This is a genomic window from Candidatus Frankia nodulisporulans, assembly GCF_902806475.1.
GTDB lineage: Bacteria > Actinomycetota > Actinomycetes > Frankiales > Frankiaceae > Frankia > Frankia umida.
Window position 1 is genome coordinate 1 of sequence record NZ_CADCWS010000096.1, and the last position, 14,254, is coordinate 14,254.

Consider the following 14,254-nt stretch of genomic DNA (forward strand, 5'->3'; position numbering starts at 1 on the left):
CCGACTCAAACGACCGGTCAATAGTGACTGCACTAGAAATTTTTGATCAACTACCATGGCGTCATGACGCCGACCGAACACGAGCGGATCACCACCGCGCTACGGGCCGCCATCGTGGACGGCACCTATCCCGAGGGCACGAACCTGCCCCACCTCACCGAGCTCGTGGAGCAGTACGGCGTCAGCCATATGACCGTCCGCCGCGCTATCGAGCAGCTGGAGACGGAGGGGCTCGTCTGGGCACGCCGTCGCCACGGGACGGTGGTCCGACCGCTCCCCTCCGCACTACGTAGAACGGTGCGATCGCGCCAGATGCACCGCGACGACTTCGGCTACTACTCCGACGCGGAGTCGGTGGCATGGCGGGCGCTCGGACCCACCGTCGTTTCCTGGGCGCCGCCGCCGGCCGACGTCGCCGGGCTACTCGGCGTCGAGTTGACGACGAATGTCCTTACCCGAGCCCGTCTTGTCGGGGCCAGTCCGACCGAGCCGCGGCAGATCGCGACCAGCTACCTGCACCCCGACGTCGCCCGCGGCACGGTTCTGGAGCAGGTGAGCACTGGTCCCGGCGGGATCTACGACCGGATCGAGGAGATGGGCCACGGTCCGCTCAAGTGGCGGGAACGGATCTCCGCTCGGGCGCCCAGCGCAGACGACGCGCGAGCGCTGCGGTTGTTGCCGGGTGTGCCTGTCCTGCACGTCGCCCGGGTATCCACGTCGTCGGCCACTGATCAGGTGGTCGACGTGACCGTGTTCGTGATGTCCGCTGCGCTGTACGAGGTGGAGCACTCGGTCAGCCGAGCTCCCTCGGCTCGGTGGCCGGTCACGCCGGCTGGGGTACCGAACGTCCCCTTCAGCCAGCCGGATGACGCTGGCTGAGCTCGCCGTCCACCGGAGCCGGACGAACCATCGGCTTCGGTGACTGAGTTCGCACGCCTTCTGGACTTGCCGGGTGTGGCCGCAGCTCGTGTGAGATGTGTCAGGGATGGGCGCGGATGATGTTGATGGTCTGCTGCGCTTCGTCGTGTACTTCGTCGCCGGCGCCGGCCTGTTACTGACGCTCATCCTCTGGACCAAGGTCGGGATCTGGGCCGGCTCCCCGACAATGATCGCAGGCACCGCAGCGGCCCTGCGCCTCGAATTCATCCGGCACCAGCGACTCCTCCGAGACACCGCCCAAAAGATCGCATCCGTAACAGCGGACGAACTGGTCGGCCTCGTGGAGACACTGCTCCGTGCCAGTGGTTACGCCATCGGGTCATGCGAACGAGCTCCTGACGTCAGCAGCGGTGCCGAGGTCATAGCTCGTGCTGTCAACCAGGAGACTGACCTGGAGGTGCTGATCGCCGTTGACCGTGGCGACACCGCTTCGCAGGAGGTCGTCAATCTGGCCACCCAGAACCGGATCCTGCTGCTTGATCTCCCTGCCTTGACGCTGTGGGCCCGAGGTAGGCCGCTGCCGACCCGCGCCCACCGCATCCGCCGTCCCGAGTAGCGGCGCGCGCCCCTCGGCCGCTCGGACGATCTCTGCGGCCAGCGGGCGTGCGCAGCATCCTGACTGGTCTCACCGCGCGCGGCGATCGCACCTGTGCGACGGGTGCGATACATGCGAGGGCGATCGGCATGTGCGACGTCTCGCACAGGTGCTACTCGTGTTCGCCGGTGAGACGTCGGCGGGCGTCGTCCTGGTGCTCGAGGGCGACGGCGAGCAGCGCGGCGAGGACGGCGTGCTTGGGCTGGCGGGTGGCGTAGTGCAGGTCTTCAACGGCGGCCGCCAGGGCGGCGGCGCTCGCCCGTGGCATGTACCAGGAACGACGGTCCATCGCCGGCGCCAGGGGGGCCGTCCGGGGCGCGCGGCGGCGCTGCGGTATCGGCGGGGCGGACGGGGCAGCGCCGTCCTCGGTCTCGCCGGTCTCCACGGCCGGGACGGGCTGCGAGGCGGCCGCGCGGCGGCTACGTAGCAGCGCGGTCAGGTCGTCCGCGCCCGCCGGCGGCGGCAGCTCCTTCGGGTTCACGTGCCGCTCACGATCGCGGCGGCCAGGTCCCGGTAGACCGCCGTCGGTTCGGAGTCCGGGGCATAGTCGGCCATCGTCTTGCCCAGCCGCCACGCCTCGTTCACCACGACCGCGAGCGGCACAATCCCGAGGACGGGCAGCCCTTCGAGCTGCTCGATCTGCTCGATCACCGTGCGGGCGAGAGTGGTCGGCGGCCGTCGCAGCAGCGAGACGACCAGCCCATGCAGCAGCAGCGGGGTTTCGCGTAGGTCGGCGTCGACGGCGGCGACCTGGGAGAGCAGCAGCTTCAGGGCACGCAGGCTGGAATCCTCGGCCTGCACCGGGATCAGCAGCCCGTCCGAGGCGGTCAGCGCGTTGTCGGTGATGATGTCCAGGCTCGGCGGGCAGTCGATCACCACGTGGTCGTAGGCGTCGACGATCCCGCCAAGGACGCGGGACAGCCGGTGTTCCCGTGCCCGCATCTGGTCCAGCGTCCGGCCGACCGTGAACATCTCGAGCGTGTTCGGGATCGCGTCGAGCGCGCCGCCGGCCGGGGTCGTCGAGTGGGTGACCACGAGCTCCGCGGCTTTTCCGGTCCACTCCCCCGTCAGTGCCGCCGCGAGCGACGGCTGAGGCCCGTCGGGGGTCGGGATCTTCAGAGCGTCGGTCAGGTGCCCCTGCGGGTCGAGGTCGACCAGGAGCGCCCGGTCGCCGGCGGCGGCGATCGCCCCCGCGACGTGCACGGCGGTCGCGGTCTTCCCGACGCCGCCCTTCTGGTTCACCACGGCTGTGATCGGCATGGCCGCACCGTAGCGCCGGTGCGAGACGTGCGATAGATGCGACGTGTGCGAATCATCAGCGCACGTCACGCACTCGTGCGAGACGTAGCACAGATGCGAGATGTGCGACGTAGCCCTGTCGGTCAAAACGTACGTTTTCAACGCCAGGCGGCGGCGGTCGCGTCTGGTGGGGGTGGTTATTCGGTCATTTCCATGAGTTGGCTGAGGGTGCGGTGCAGCGGCGCGTCCGCGGCGGCCTGTTCCAGGGCGTCCATCCCTCGGGACAGGGCCCGGGCGGCGTCGCGGGCGTCCTGGGGGCCGCGCCGCGGGTTGGACGCGGTGTGTTTGGCGCTGGTCATCCCGGCCAGGGCTGCGGCGACGGTGCGGATGGTACGGACCAGGGCGTCTCCGGCGCCGATCTGGTCGTGGCGGGGGAACGGGCCGGTGAAGTCCAGTCCGGACAGGACCATCGCCAGCCGGGTTGCCCGCCATTCCAGCAGCGCCCACTCGTCGTCCTCGGCCGCACAGCCGGCGCCCGCGAACGCCATCAACGCCACGTTGCCGAGGTCTGCCGGTCCTGCGCCGGCCTGACGGGCGGCGTCCTCGGCCCGGGTCGCGTGTGCTTCGACCGCGCCCACCAGCGCGTGCGCCAGGCGCGCGGCCACCAGCTCAGGCCCCACCCCGTCCGCGGCCGCCCCGGGCAGGTCAACCTCGACCCGCATCCCGAACCGGTCCAGCAATCCCACGAGCTCGTCCAGGCTCAGCACGCCTGCCATCGACCCTCCCCCCTGCCCGCGGGGGCGCTCTGCCACCGCCCCGGCACCCTACAAATCCCCCCGGCGTCACCGACCCGGCCGGGGCAGCCAGAGGGGCCCCGTAGACGCCAAAAGGGCCGGGAACACCGCGATGGTGGTCCCGGCCCCGGGGGTCGCGGCGGGCTCGTCGGCCCGCCGAACCACCGCTCACGGTAGGCCGGATCACTGCCGGGCGGGAGGTGTCCTGTCGTGGTCGCTGGCCGGTCCCGGTAACCGTCCCCGGGCCTGGACGGGCCGGCAGCGACCGTCACCAGGTATGCGGTGGGGCAGGTGCATGGGCCTGCGGTTGGGTGTGCGGATGGGCACGATCATCCCCGCAGGCATCCCGTGTCCTGTGACGATCGTGATGATCGTGGGTATGCTGCGTCCCATGGATGCTGTGACGACCGTGATGACCGATCCGGCGACGTGCGGGTGTGGCTGTGGCCGCCCGCGGCCGGCGCCGCCCGCGGGCGGGGGCCTGGCCCCGGTGTACGCCTCCCGCGCCTGCCAGCAGCGTGCCTACCGCCGCCGCCAGGCCACCCGCCCCGCCCCCACCACGGCGCCGGTCGACCCGCCGGCGGTGGCCGAACTGGTCCGGGATATCCGGGAGTTGGCGGGCGTGCTGGATGCCGGTGGCACGGTCCCGGAGGGTCTGACCGGTGCGGTCCGCGCCGGTGTGCGGGATCTGCTCGCGCGCGTCTCCCCGACACCGCCCGTCTCCGGGCCGGCCGAGGACCAGGACCGGTCATCACGTGATGACCGTGGCAGTGTTCCGCCTCCCGCCGCGGTGGCCGCGCCGACGCGGGCACGCCAGCGCCAGCGTCGAGACCGGCCGGTGGTCGTCGTCAACGCTGACACCGGGCTGGCCCGCGAGCTGGACGAGACGACGTCCGCGGCGGTCCGCGCCGTCCACGGTGCCGGTCCCGGCGATGTTCTGGCCCTGACCCGTCACGGGGAGGGCGGCGGCGAGTGGGAGGTCACGCTCGGTGGGGTCCGCCTGGGCTGGGTGCATCGCGCCCAGGGGCCACGCGGCGGGCGTGGCTGGCAGGCCGTCAGTCTCCAGCTGACCCGCGGCCGGACCGTCCACCGCGCCCGTGACAGCGCCGCGACCGAGGTCGCCGCCGATCTCGCCCGGCTGGCCGACCGGGCCCGCCGCGCCACCCTGCGCACCACCTGACCGTCGCGGGGGATGGTCTTAGCGGGTCGGGTCGGCGTCGCCCTGGCCCTCGTCGTCGGCGAGTGCGCGGTAGACGGTGCTGCGTCCTCGGCGGGTGACCGCGGCGATGCGGTCCATGGGCACGCCACGGTCGCGGGCCGCCCGCGCGGCCGCCCACATCGTCTCCTCCGCCGCGTCGGCGGCCGCGGCCAGTGTCGCCAGCGCGTCGAGGGCGCGCTGATCGTCCGGGGTAGGCGTCCAGGTGGGCCGGCCGGGGCGGCGGGGGTGATCGGTCATGCCGTCACCCTACCGAGTTTTTGTGTCGTTCCGGTACACCAACCCATCAAATTGGCGTACCGTGATGGAACACAAACACCCGTTGGCGTGAGGAGCTGCCGTGGACATCGCCATCCCCGGACTGACCCGGCAGCAGTCCCACGCCCTGATCCGCCTCACCCGTGAACTACTCGCCGCCGGCGCCGAGGGCGGCACCCTGCCCCGTGGTGCCGTCCACCCCCGGACCCTGCGCGTCCTGACCGACCGTGGCCTGGCCTGGGCCGGGCCGGACAGCGCCGGCACCACCCAGGCCGGCCTGGCCGCCGTCACCGAGGCGCTGCGGCCGCTGCTCGCCGGCCGGCTCGGCCGGGTCCAGGCCGCCGCGGACGCCAGCTGGCTGCCCCAGACCGCCGGCCTCGCCCTGGCACCCGAGTACGGCGGCTGGCATGTCGCGGTCGTCCACCAGCCCCACGGACACCGGCCGGCCGGCGCCTACGGCCCGTACGTCACCGTCCTGCCCGCCCGCTACCACGTCCGGTAGCCCACCAGCCCCGGGCACATCCCGTGCCCGGTCCCACCAGGAGGATCATGATGTCGCTCTTCAGGACGCCGACCGCGTTGGATGTCGCACTCGACGGGATCGCGGCCGATCGGGCCAAGACCGCCGTCCGCAACGCCAGTGGTCCCCGGCGCACGGTGCGGGCCGCGGTCGCCGCCGGCGCGGACGCCCGGTACCGCGTCACCCGCGCCCGCAACGCCGCCGCCGACGCGGCCGCGGCCGACACCACCGACTGATCTCGTCTACGCCACACCCGGGCGCGGCAGGTCCGACAAAGGCCTGCCGCGCCCGGTAGCCCCCACCAGTCACCCCGGCAGGAGACCATCAGCATGGACACCCTCATCGGCGCCGCCGTCGCCCTCGTCGGCACGCTGCTGGGCGCCGCCGGCCAGTGGGCGGCCGGTCGCAGCGCCCGCCGCGCCGCGGACACCGCGGCCCGTACCAGCGCCGTCGCCGCCCTGGTCGCCGCGCTGGCCGCGCACCGCAGGGCTATGTGGATCCGGGAGGACGCCCGCCTGGGCGGCGCCGACCCGGACAGGGTCGCGGCGCTGCGGGCGGACAGCCACGCCAGCCGCGACGCCATCACCGCTCCCCTGACCACCGTGCTGCTGCTGGCCCCCGGCCTCGCCGAGGCCGCCCGGACCGCGGCCGCCGCGACCTACGCCCTGCGCCACGCCCCCGCCCGGGCCGACCTCGCCCGACTGCGCGATGCGGCGCTCGCCGCCGAGGCCGCCCTCGTCGCCACCGCCAGCACCACACCCTGACTCGCGGATCACCCGCCCGATCCTCCAGGAGGACCTGATGGCCAGCCGCATCAACAAGATCGTCCAGGCCCACGCCCAGCGTGCGGCACTCGAGCGGCAGATGGAGACGGTGACCGGCGCCGCCCGGCGCCGGCTGGAGCGCCAGCACCAGGCCCTGCTCAACGACGCGACCGCGCTGACCCGCGACGCGATCGCCGACGGCATCGACCCCAGCACCGTGCAGTTCGCCCTCGAGGTCCACGGCCACCGTGAACCCAGCACCGATGCTGCCCGCACCGGCCGGGTCCTACGCGACACCCTGCGCGGCCCGGACGGCCGGCAGCTCATAGCCGGGCTCGCCCAGGACGACAGCGGGGTGATCCTCGCGCAGGCGGGCATCGTCGGGCGGGAGCTGTACGGCGGAGACGGCACCACCGCCGGCCGCTGACCCCACGCCCATCCCGATACGCGATCCCCCGAGGAGATCCCATGGCCACCATCCACGACCACCTGCGCGACGACCATGCCTACACCCCGGCCGATTTCACCGCCGCCGCCGAACTCGGAGGGAGCCTCATCGAGGAGCATGCTGACGACCACGACGCGATCAGCTACCTGACCAGCCGTGGCCAGGCCGACGAGCGGACCACGGCCATCACCGAACGGCACCGCCGCGGCCGCCGGCGCTGACGGCGTCACCCCCACGGCCCCGGCGCGCCCTGCCGGCCGGGGCCGTGCCCTATCCCCCCTCGCCCCCAGCCACATCCAGGAGACAGATCCATGACCCTCACCGAGGCCCGCGCTCTGATCGGCACGGACCGGCTGTGGCTCGCCCCCGGCACCGGGCGGACCCTCGGCAAACTGCTCGTCGGCGTCAGCGTCCTCGATGCCCGTGTCTCCTACGGCCGCCCGCAGCTACAGGTACAGCCGCTGTCCGGGCGGGGCCGCCGCTGGGTGGATGTGGACCTGACCCAGCCAGTGGAGGACTGACCCGCCCGCGGGGCCGGCTGTCATCTGTCAGGAGCCAGACCCCCCTCCTTTTGGCCCTCCAAAAGACCCTCCTTTTGGCCCTCCGGCACTACACGGAGGGGATGCCAGCATCTGCTGGCACTGCCCAGCGGGGCTGTAGATCCCTCCGCCTGGCGCCCAGACTCACCGGCAGGATCGATATTTCACGCCGGCGGCCCCGCCGGGTCCTGGGCGCGTAGGCCGTGCTCGTCCCGGGTCCAGACCGGATACCAGCGGTCCAGCAGCTCGTCCGCACAGATTCTGATCTTGTCGGGAAACGGTCGTTTACCGACAAGATCGGCTATGTTGACGGGCTACGAAGAGTGACCGAGCCGCTTCGCCACGGCTGCGGCGAGATGATCAACATCGATCCGCGATGTTGTGTCCACGCGGATCACCTTCCGCGCGCCTGTGGCGTTCAGTTCCCTCAGGATCGCCACCGCCTTGAGCAGATCGGTCGCGGCGGTGCCACCGGCGAACGTCACCGCCTCCAGGACCTGCGGGGTGAACTGCCGCAGGTACCCGTACGAGCCGTCCAGCGCGGCCAGGTGACCGTGATCGCGTGGCAACGGGGGCAACGCGGTGGCCTGCGCGGACCGCAGCCGCTCCCCCCCGACCTTCTCCCCACGGATCAGCGCGCCGACGTCCTCGTCTGGCACCGCGGGACCGGCGACGATGGCGAGGATCGCGTCCAGCAGGGCCTGGCGGTCCTCGCCGGCCTTGCCGCGTTCGGCCAGCTCATCGCGCATCCTGTGCGCGGCCTTGCTCTCCCGCGCCGAGACGGCCTGGTCGAACAGCTGCACGACCTCGTCCAGCACCTCCGTCGCCGACTGGGATAACAGCGTGAGCAGGATCGGGTAGCGGCGCTCTGCCTCGCGGCGCTGCAACGCCTGCGCGGTCAACCGCCGGCCCACTGTCGCGAGGAACCGGCGCCGCTCCGCCGGCAGCGCGGACAGGTCCAGGGTGTGCGCGCCCAGGCCGCGCAGGAACTCCAGCTTCGAGACCTCAGCCTTCACCGCTGCCGGCGAGGCCTCGACCGGCCCCGTGGCCAGCCACCGTAACCGCGTCATACCGATGGCCGGATCATCCACCAGCAGGCCGTCCAGGTCTGCGCACCGCTGGTCGGTGAACTCGTGCGCCAGCCGGTCGAACGTCTCCCGTCGGGCTTCCTCCCGTGCGTGCGCGACCCGCTCGATCACGGTCACCGGACCTGGCCGGATCACTCGCGCCGAGATCAGGTACTCACATGCCAGCCGGAACAGCAGAACCGGCGAGTCGTGCTCCAGTGCCCGTGCCAGCAGAAACTCGTCGAGCTCCTTCAGATCCAGCGGCGTCGGCACCCGCCACCCCAGATACCGCGCCACCGACCGAAGGTGCCCGGTGCGGGTATTCGCCCGCTTGCCATACGACCGGATGTGATCGGGATCGACGTCAAGCCGCTCGGCCAGCCGTACCACCGCCGCCCGTGGCGCGGCCGCCACCTCGTCGGGCACGAATCCCAGCCACCGCAACGTGCACAGGGTGACAGCCAGCCCGAGACGGTCGGCCGGTCCCCGGCCCCGACCAGGATCAACGAACGCGACATCCGCCGGGGTCAGCGTAAAGAACCGGAACAGCTCCTCCCGGCCGATCTCCGGGAACCTCCGCAGCGCCTCCAGTTCCTGGTCCGCGAACACCCGCGTCGCCACCAGCAACCTCCCGCCGGACCCCGAAGATCCGGTTCAGGAGCCTACCGAGCCATATCCGCCCGATTTTCGGCGGATGCTACGGCAACCCCCTCAGGGGCCCGCGGACATGGCGTCCGCGGGCCCCTGTTCGTTGTGTACTGCATACAGTGATGCAGTACCTACTGATTGCAGGTGGGGTGGTGTGACGGGGTGCTACCGGTGCTGCGATCATGGGTGTGTGCGGGTCTGGTCGGTGGTGAATCTCAAGGGTGGTTCGAGCAAGACGACGTCGGCGGCGTTCGTGGCGCATGCGGCCGCGGAACGCGGGTTGTCGGTGTTGCTCGTGGATGCGGACCCGCAGGGGTCGGCGCTGCGATGGGGGGAGCTGGCCGGGTGGGAGCTGCCGGCCGTGGCGCTGGCGTCGCGGGACCTGCACCGGCGGTTGCCGGGGATCGTGGGCGACCGCTACGAGCTGGTGGTGATCGACACTCCGCCGATGGAGGATCACCGCGGCATCGTCGTGGCGGCGATGCGGGCGGCCGGCGTGATCGTGGTGACGCTGGCACCGACGATGATCGAACTTGACCGGTTGCCGCCGGTGTGGGCGGCGGTCAACGAGGTCACCGCCGGCGGTGACTCGCCGGCGGTGGCGGCGCTGCTGACCCGCACGGTGCCCCGGGCGACGTCGACGGGGGTGGTGCGCGACGTCATCACCTCCGGTGGGTATCGCGTCCTGGGCGCGACGATCCCGCGGCGGGAGTCGTACGCCCAGGCGTACGGGGCGCCGGTGAGTGTCGGGGCGGGCCCGTACGCCACGGTGGCCGGTGAGTTGCTGGACCTGGCCGCGGGCGGATGACCCCTCCTCGGTCGCGGCGGGAGGACCTGGCCGCGCGGGCGGCCGCGGTCACCACGCACGCCAACCCCGACCCGCCGGCGGACGAGTCGGACGGCGAGCCTGCGCCGGCGACACCGCGGCGGGCCCGCGGCGGCGCCCCGCCTCCCCGGACCCGGCCGGTGCGCATCACGGTGGACCTGGCGCCCGTCGACCATCGGGCGCTGAAGCGGTGGGCCGACGACGCGGCGGATGAGGTGGGTACCGCCGGCGTGGCCCTGGCCGACGTCGTGCGCGTCCTGCTCGACCGGCTCCACGCTGACCCGGCGCTGCGCCAGGCCGTCATCGAAGGACTCCGCGAACGGCGATCATGAACCACTGCGGTACTGCATGCAGTAATCGGTAACGCAAATAGCAAGTCCACTTGCCATGATCGATGATGGCAACCAGACTTGCCATCATGACGACGGAGAGCACGCCCACCACGTGGGCCAGGGCCACGCCGGCGGCGCCACCCTGACCGATCTGCTGGCCACCTGGCAAAGCTGGTCGCACGACAACGTCAACCGGCGCGCGGGACTGCCGCTGGTCGCCGGCGCGGCCGGTCCGCTCGACGCGCTGAAGGCGGGGGCGGAGCTGGCCCGGCTGCTGACCGGGTGGCGGTGGCAGGCGATGCGCGACGCGCGGGAGCAGGGCCGGTCGTGGGCCGACATCGGCGCGGCGCTCGGGGTGACCCGGGAGGGTGCCCGCCAGATCTACCTCGAAGCCATACGCCGCCAGGAACAGCACGTGCCCGACCACCACCCCACCGCGGCCGCCCGTGCCGTCGCCGTCGCCGGCGCCGAGGAGAGCTGATGTCGATACCACCGACGCCGATCGAGGTTCGGGAGCTGGCGGCCCGGATGGCCGTGCTGGCTGACGACCTGACGGCGCTGTTCGCCCGCGCCGACGCCGGTAGCCCGACCCGGCTGGCCCTCACCGCCGTTGACCACGCGGCGTCACCCACGGCTGATCATTACGTGACGATCTGCCCAGGCTTGATCGTGTCGGGGGAGGGCGAACTGGATATCGGGGGGCGCGACGAGGACTCGCGGGTTCGCGCTCACCGCGCAGCATCCGGCGCGTCCGTCCGTCGTCCTGATGGAGTTCAAAGATTGCGTGGTTCCCTGCTTGCTGTATTCCGCCTACGAGATAATGATCTGGCTTGATCGAGAGAAGTTCATCCACCTGATCATGAGGATGCAAGCTGCCGGCGGCAATTCGGACGAAAGGTGCATTGTGAAGACTCGGGCAGCAAAGGCTCTGGCCGCAGCTGTTGTCATCGGCGGCACCCTGTTCGCGACAGGGGGCACCTCGTTCGCCGCGGGCGAATCGCCGAATGGAGCGTTCGTGCATGCCACCGGTATAGGCGCAACTGCTAAGGCGGCGAAGCACGATGCCAGGTCTCGCGCGAAGGCTCGGTGTCAGTCGGGGAAGGTGACCACCGGTTCTTACAGCGTGACCCACCGCTTCACGAATGGGAGCTGGGTGTCCACCTACGGGGGCAACTGCCTATGAAGATCTCGTCGGCGATGGCGAGGAGGGGGCGGAGGCCGACCTCATGCAGAAGATCAACTTGCGGGGTGTCGACAACAACGTTGACTAACACCCCCCGCTGATCTTGTTCGGTCGTCTGACGCCCCGCCGGACCGACTCTCGGTGGGGCGTTGGCGTGCCACAGCATCTGTCGCAGAGGGGCCGGCTATCTGTCGCATCGTGCGACGGATGCGACAGATAGACCGCCCCCCTCCTTTTGACCCCTGGAGGGGGTTTTCGCGGTTCCGGGCGGTCCTACCCGCCGACACGGCTTGATCCCCGCGCCGGAGCGGCGCTGGGGACCCCCTGGCTAAGGGGCCACAGACCCGCCGGGGGTCATGGTGAAGGCGCCGTCCGCCCCTGCAGGGGGGCTGAACCCGGTAATGCCGAGGGGGCTGCCTGGTCTGCGCCGGCCGGCTGCCGGCGGTGCCGCTGGTGGTGAAGAACTGGATGTCAGTGGGGCGTCCGAGCCGGGTTTCCTCGCGCGCGCACGCGTAGGGCCCCCTCCGGCCCCCCTGCCTGCAACCTGCAACCGTGCAGGTCAGAGGCGGTTGCAGGGGTCAACCAGCTAGCCCGGGTGCAACCAGTGCAACCGGGGGCTGCAACCACCCCCGAGCAGGCGGCGCAGATCCCCTCTGACTCGGCCGCCGTGCGGGTCAGGCGGGATGGGTTCGCGGCTAGTCGGGGGCGGGTAGGTATTGCGTGGCGATCTCGGACAGCTGGTAGCCGCCGGTGGCATCACGGATGATCCATCCGGGTTCGGGGACGGCGATGGGCTGGTCGGGTGGGATGCCCAGGACGCCTCTGCCGGTGACGGGATCGGCGTACAGGAGCAGCAGCAATGCGGCGAGGCGCCCCGCGGCGTCGGTTTTTTTGAGGGGTTTCGCGGCGATGGTTCTGGTGATCCATCCGGATACGCGGGTGCGGATGTGCTTGCCCATTGGGGGGTTGGTCAGGCCGGTCAGGCCCGGGGCCTGGACCAGCGTGGCTTCGATCGGGTCGGCGTGCACGACCTTGCTGACATCACCTGTGATCCATCCGCCTGCGACCAGCGTGTCCAAAGCGGCCTGGGGGTCGGTGTAGCGCTTCATGTCAACGCTGGTCAGGTTCGCCTGCCCTGCGGCGGCTGCCCGCACCGCGATGATCAACGCGAGGAGTTGAGCCTCGCGGCTGACCTTCATGCGGGTGACGAAGGCGAGGAGTTGGCGTGCAGCGAGCGCCTGAGGGGCGGTCAGCCGCGGCCGGCCCGGGCCGGCTTTGGGAGGCGTGGAGATGGTGGCCATGGGGCGCTGTATCACCGTGAGTCCTTAGGTTTCGGGGGAGGGGCGGGGCGGCGCAACGCCAAACCCCCCTCCAGAGACTGGAGGGGGGCGGCGGTCCGCCCGCCGGAGCCGGCGGTGCGGGTCTGTTCCTGTAGGTCAGCCGGCGTTTCTGTCCGACGGTTCTCCGCTGCTCCGGGGACGGTAGTTGGCGGCGGCGGCGAGCAGGTCCGAGTAGTACACGCCGCGCTCGCGGCCGTATGCCCGGGCCCCGGCGCCGAACTTGCTGAGCGCGCGTCCGAGGGCGACGAGGGAAAGGTCGCCGAACGCGGCCGGGTCGCAGGCCTTGAGCGTAACGATCAGGTCGGCGGGGGTCATCGCCGGGGCTTCGTGGGCTTCTAGCACGGCGAGTACGGCGGCCGGGAGTCCGGCAGGGGTACGAGGTTTTCTGCCGTGCGGGTGTCCTCGCCGTCCTCGGCGGCTGTCCAGATCTCCACCGAGTCTGGGAGTGTGACGTTGAGGTCGACGCCGGCCAGGGACAGGGAGGCAGTGTCGAGCTGGGGAAGGCCGGCGGCCTGCCGTTCTTGGGCTCGGCGCTCCGCCTCGTCTTCGTCCACCCCTGCGAACCGGTACGGGATTGGCTCGGTGTGGCGGCCGGAACGAATGTAGCAAACCGAGGCGTCGCGGGGGTTGTCGCCTTCGGCGGGCTTGAGGCGGTGGGCTGCCCATCCCTCCGCGATCGCTCCGGTACCCATCAGCCGGGTGACGTCTTGTCCCTGGCAGGGCAGCGCGATTCGCAGGGGGACCGACGCCGGGTCGGCGGCACCGAGGAAGTCCTTCGACGCGCCCTGGGCGGCCATCAGGACTGTGACCGCGCTCTTGCGTCCGGTTCGGATGATTTCTGAGACCAGGGGGACCAGCGCCGGGTGGCTGGGGGAGGGCTGCCAGTTCCGGCCCATGCCCAGCTTCTTGAACAGCCGGGGCCGTGCTTTCGCGATGCTCAGCGCGTCGCGTAGCAGGATCTCGGCGGCGGCCTTGCCCGTTGCGCGGCGTTGGATCGCGTCGCCCATCGGATCGAGACCGGCACCGGAGGAGCCAAGGTCGATATCCGAGACTGCGACGTCTTCCCATGCGGTCAGCGCCTCGGCGATGCCCAGCAGGGCTGTTGACTTGCCGGACCCGGGTCCGCCGACCAGGACACCGTTCGTAGGGGAGCCGCCGAGATACGGCAGAAAGGGGCAACGGGCGGCTGTAGCCCGGTAGCGGGCGGCGCCGGGTCGCTCGGTAGCCTGCCGGTCACTGTCGTGGTGCGGGGTGGGCCGGTGGCATCGATCGAGCGGACGGCGTATCCGCGGTTCAAGCGGACGATCTCGTCGCGGGAGCTGCACGACGCGTTCACGGTGACCTCGGCCGAGGTCGGGTGGGCGGTGGAGCGGACCGCGACCGAGCAGCATCGCCTCGCGTTGCTGGTTTTGTTGAAGTGCTACCAGCGGCTGGGCTACTTCCCGAGCCTGGCCACCGTTCCAGCGGATGTCGTCGGGTATGTGCGCGGCCAGCTGGAGCTGGGCGAGTCGGTGGCCGCCGAGCATGATGCGCCGCGCACCGCGAA

22 protein-coding genes are annotated in these 14,254 nt (G+C 71.4%); 14 read left to right on the top strand and 8 right to left on the bottom strand.

From position 1 onward, the window contains the following. Window positions 1-63 precede the first annotated feature (63 nt). Together G6R24_RS10925 and G6R24_RS10930 are read left to right on the top strand one after the other, a co-directional pair. A complete protein-coding gene (locus tag G6R24_RS10925; RefSeq protein WP_163549146.1) occupies window positions 64-879 on the top strand; it encodes a GntR family transcriptional regulator in 816 nt (271 codons plus the stop codon). 106 nt (window positions 880-985) lie between these two features. Next, complete coding sequence (locus G6R24_RS10930; RefSeq protein ID WP_163549147.1) at window positions 986-1,495, top strand: hypothetical protein; 510 nt, start codon at window positions 986-988, stop codon at window positions 1,493-1,495. A gap of 151 nt (window positions 1,496-1,646) precedes the next feature. On the opposite strand, the gene G6R24_RS10935 is transcribed toward G6R24_RS10930, so the two are convergent. The 3 genes from G6R24_RS10935 to G6R24_RS10945 all read right to left on the bottom strand — a co-directional run bounded on the left by G6R24_RS10935 (window position 1,647) and on the right by G6R24_RS10945 (window position 3,549). Next, window positions 1,647-2,015, bottom strand: coding sequence for a hypothetical protein (locus G6R24_RS10935; protein ID WP_163549148.1), 369 nt, complete (start codon window positions 2,013-2,015; stop codon window positions 1,647-1,649). Then, complete coding sequence (locus tag G6R24_RS10940) at window positions 2,012-2,794, bottom strand: ParA family protein (protein WP_163549149.1); 783 nt, start codon at window positions 2,792-2,794, stop codon at window positions 2,012-2,014. Before G6R24_RS10940 ends, G6R24_RS10935 begins: the two co-directional genes overlap by 4 nt. A 176-nt stretch (window positions 2,795-2,970) precedes the next feature. Beyond that, the gene (locus tag G6R24_RS10945) at window positions 2,971-3,549 is read right to left on the bottom strand and encodes a hypothetical protein (RefSeq protein WP_163549150.1); all 579 of its coding nucleotides are present in this window, start codon (window positions 3,547-3,549) and stop codon (window positions 2,971-2,973) included. Window positions 3,550-3,958: 409 nt separating this feature from the next. Here G6R24_RS10945 and G6R24_RS10950 point away from each other — a divergent pair, with 409 nt between their 5' ends. Then, window positions 3,959-4,747 carry a hypothetical protein gene (locus G6R24_RS10950; protein WP_163549151.1) on the top strand — a complete coding sequence of 263 codons (789 nt, stop codon included), beginning with the start codon at window positions 3,959-3,961 and terminating at the stop codon, window positions 4,745-4,747. An 18-nt stretch (window positions 4,748-4,765) separates the two neighbouring features. Here G6R24_RS10950 and G6R24_RS10955 read toward each other — a convergent pair whose 3' ends face one another. After that, a complete protein-coding gene (locus G6R24_RS10955) occupies window positions 4,766-5,023 on the bottom strand; it encodes a hypothetical protein (protein ID WP_163549152.1) in 258 nt (85 codons plus the stop codon). 100 nt (window positions 5,024-5,123) lie between these two features. On the opposite strand from G6R24_RS10955, the gene G6R24_RS10960 reads away from it, so the two are divergent. The 6 genes from G6R24_RS10960 (at window position 5,124) to G6R24_RS10985 (ending at window position 7,294) form a co-directional block, all read left to right on the top strand. After that, window positions 5,124-5,543: a hypothetical protein gene (locus tag G6R24_RS10960; RefSeq protein WP_163549153.1), complete on the top strand. Its 420-nt coding sequence runs from the start codon at window positions 5,124-5,126 to the stop codon at window positions 5,541-5,543. Window positions 5,544-5,590: 47 nt separating this feature from the next. After that, window positions 5,591-5,797 (top strand): hypothetical protein, encoded by a 207-nt coding sequence (locus G6R24_RS10965; RefSeq protein ID WP_163549154.1) that lies wholly within the window; start codon window positions 5,591-5,593, stop codon window positions 5,795-5,797. Between the two features lie 93 nt (window positions 5,798-5,890). Beyond that, on the top strand, window positions 5,891-6,325 hold the full coding sequence (locus G6R24_RS10970; protein ID WP_163549155.1) for a protein kilB: 435 nt from the start codon (window positions 5,891-5,893) through the stop codon (window positions 6,323-6,325). A gap of 37 nt (window positions 6,326-6,362) precedes the next feature. Then, complete coding sequence (locus G6R24_RS10975; protein ID WP_163549156.1) at window positions 6,363-6,752, top strand: hypothetical protein; 390 nt, start codon at window positions 6,363-6,365, stop codon at window positions 6,750-6,752. A 41-nt stretch (window positions 6,753-6,793) separates the two neighbouring features. After that, window positions 6,794-6,994, top strand: a complete 201-nt coding sequence (locus G6R24_RS10980; protein WP_163549157.1) for a hypothetical protein — start codon at window positions 6,794-6,796, stop codon at window positions 6,992-6,994. Between the two features lie 90 nt (window positions 6,995-7,084). Next, complete coding sequence (locus G6R24_RS10985; RefSeq protein WP_163549158.1) at window positions 7,085-7,294, top strand: hypothetical protein; 210 nt, start codon at window positions 7,085-7,087, stop codon at window positions 7,292-7,294. Window positions 7,295-7,626: 332 nt separating this feature from the next. On the opposite strand, the gene G6R24_RS10990 is transcribed toward G6R24_RS10985, so the two are convergent. Further along, window positions 7,627-9,000 (bottom strand): DUF4158 domain-containing protein, encoded by a 1,374-nt coding sequence (locus G6R24_RS10990; protein WP_225438390.1) that lies wholly within the window; start codon window positions 8,998-9,000, stop codon window positions 7,627-7,629. 232 nt (window positions 9,001-9,232) lie between these two features. Here G6R24_RS10990 and G6R24_RS10995 point away from each other — a divergent pair, with 232 nt between their 5' ends. The 4 genes from G6R24_RS10995 (at window position 9,233) to G6R24_RS11010 (ending at window position 11,019) form a co-directional block, all read left to right on the top strand. Continuing rightward, complete coding sequence (locus G6R24_RS10995; protein WP_263864039.1) at window positions 9,233-9,835, top strand: ParA family protein; 603 nt, start codon at window positions 9,233-9,235, stop codon at window positions 9,833-9,835. Continuing rightward, window positions 9,832-10,185 (top strand): hypothetical protein, encoded by a 354-nt coding sequence (locus G6R24_RS11000; protein ID WP_136447851.1) that lies wholly within the window; start codon window positions 9,832-9,834, stop codon window positions 10,183-10,185. Before G6R24_RS10995 ends, G6R24_RS11000 begins: the two co-directional genes overlap by 4 nt. A gap of 112 nt (window positions 10,186-10,297) precedes the next feature. Continuing rightward, complete coding sequence (locus tag G6R24_RS11005; protein WP_163549159.1) at window positions 10,298-10,666, top strand: hypothetical protein; 369 nt, start codon at window positions 10,298-10,300, stop codon at window positions 10,664-10,666. Further along, window positions 10,666-11,019 carry a hypothetical protein gene (locus G6R24_RS11010; RefSeq protein WP_163549160.1) on the top strand — a complete coding sequence of 118 codons (354 nt, stop codon included), beginning with the start codon at window positions 10,666-10,668 and terminating at the stop codon, window positions 11,017-11,019. The genes G6R24_RS11005 and G6R24_RS11010 overlap by 1 nt, the downstream gene beginning before the upstream one ends. Window positions 11,020-12,063: 1,044 nt before the next feature. Here G6R24_RS11010 and G6R24_RS11015 read toward each other — a convergent pair. From G6R24_RS11015 to G6R24_RS11025, 3 genes are all read right to left on the bottom strand, one after another. Then, entirely contained in the window at window positions 12,064-12,669 is a 606-nt protein-coding gene (locus G6R24_RS11015) for a hypothetical protein (protein ID WP_163549161.1), read from the bottom strand. A gap of 135 nt (window positions 12,670-12,804) precedes the next feature. Then, window positions 12,805-13,023 (bottom strand): hypothetical protein, encoded by a 219-nt coding sequence (locus tag G6R24_RS11020; protein ID WP_163549162.1) that lies wholly within the window; start codon window positions 13,021-13,023, stop codon window positions 12,805-12,807. Between the two features lie 20 nt (window positions 13,024-13,043). Beyond that, window positions 13,044-13,715, bottom strand: a complete 672-nt coding sequence (locus G6R24_RS11025; RefSeq protein WP_163549163.1) for a hypothetical protein — start codon at window positions 13,713-13,715, stop codon at window positions 13,044-13,046. Between the two features lie 252 nt (window positions 13,716-13,967). Here G6R24_RS11025 and G6R24_RS11030 point away from each other — a divergent pair. After that, the coding region (locus G6R24_RS11030; protein WP_163549164.1) for a DUF4158 domain-containing protein at window positions 13,968-14,254 on the top strand (287 nt) is incomplete at its 3' end.

What these genes read in the sequence shown, in the direction of transcription:
- G6R24_RS10925 (WP_163549146.1), top strand. Translation starts at nt 64, where the DNA reads ATGACGCCGACCGAACACGAGCGGATCACCACCGCGCTACGGGCCGCC.
- G6R24_RS10930 (WP_163549147.1), top strand. Translation starts at nt 986, where the DNA reads ATGGGCGCGGATGATGTTGATGGTCTGCTGCGCTTCGTCGTGTACTTC.
- G6R24_RS10940 (WP_163549149.1), bottom strand. Translation starts at nt 2,794, where the DNA reads ATGCCGATCACAGCCGTGGTGAACCAGAAGGGCGGCGTCGGGAAGACC.
- G6R24_RS10945 (WP_163549150.1), bottom strand. Translation starts at nt 3,549, where the DNA reads ATGGCAGGCGTGCTGAGCCTGGACGAGCTCGTGGGATTGCTGGACCGG.
- G6R24_RS10950 (WP_163549151.1), top strand. Translation starts at nt 3,959, where the DNA reads ATGGATGCTGTGACGACCGTGATGACCGATCCGGCGACGTGCGGGTGT.
- G6R24_RS10955 (WP_163549152.1), bottom strand. Translation starts at nt 5,023, where the DNA reads ATGACCGATCACCCCCGCCGCCCCGGCCGGCCCACCTGGACGCCTACC.
- G6R24_RS10965 (WP_163549154.1), top strand. Translation starts at nt 5,591, where the DNA reads ATGATGTCGCTCTTCAGGACGCCGACCGCGTTGGATGTCGCACTCGAC.
- G6R24_RS10970 (WP_163549155.1), top strand. Translation starts at nt 5,891, where the DNA reads ATGGACACCCTCATCGGCGCCGCCGTCGCCCTCGTCGGCACGCTGCTG.
- G6R24_RS10975 (WP_163549156.1), top strand. Translation starts at nt 6,363, where the DNA reads ATGGCCAGCCGCATCAACAAGATCGTCCAGGCCCACGCCCAGCGTGCG.
- G6R24_RS10980 (WP_163549157.1), top strand. Translation starts at nt 6,794, where the DNA reads ATGGCCACCATCCACGACCACCTGCGCGACGACCATGCCTACACCCCG.
- G6R24_RS10985 (WP_163549158.1), top strand. Translation starts at nt 7,085, where the DNA reads ATGACCCTCACCGAGGCCCGCGCTCTGATCGGCACGGACCGGCTGTGG.
- G6R24_RS11000 (WP_136447851.1), top strand. Translation starts at nt 9,832, where the DNA reads ATGACCCCTCCTCGGTCGCGGCGGGAGGACCTGGCCGCGCGGGCGGCC.
- G6R24_RS11010 (WP_163549160.1), top strand. Translation starts at nt 10,666, where the DNA reads ATGTCGATACCACCGACGCCGATCGAGGTTCGGGAGCTGGCGGCCCGG.
- G6R24_RS11015 (WP_163549161.1), bottom strand. Translation starts at nt 12,669, where the DNA reads ATGGCCACCATCTCCACGCCTCCCAAAGCCGGCCCGGGCCGGCCGCGG.
- G6R24_RS11020 (WP_163549162.1), bottom strand. Translation starts at nt 13,023, where the DNA reads ATGACCCCCGCCGACCTGATCGTTACGCTCAAGGCCTGCGACCCGGCC.
- G6R24_RS11025 (WP_163549163.1), bottom strand. Translation starts at nt 13,715, where the DNA reads ATGGGCGACGCGATCCAACGCCGCGCAACGGGCAAGGCCGCCGCCGAG.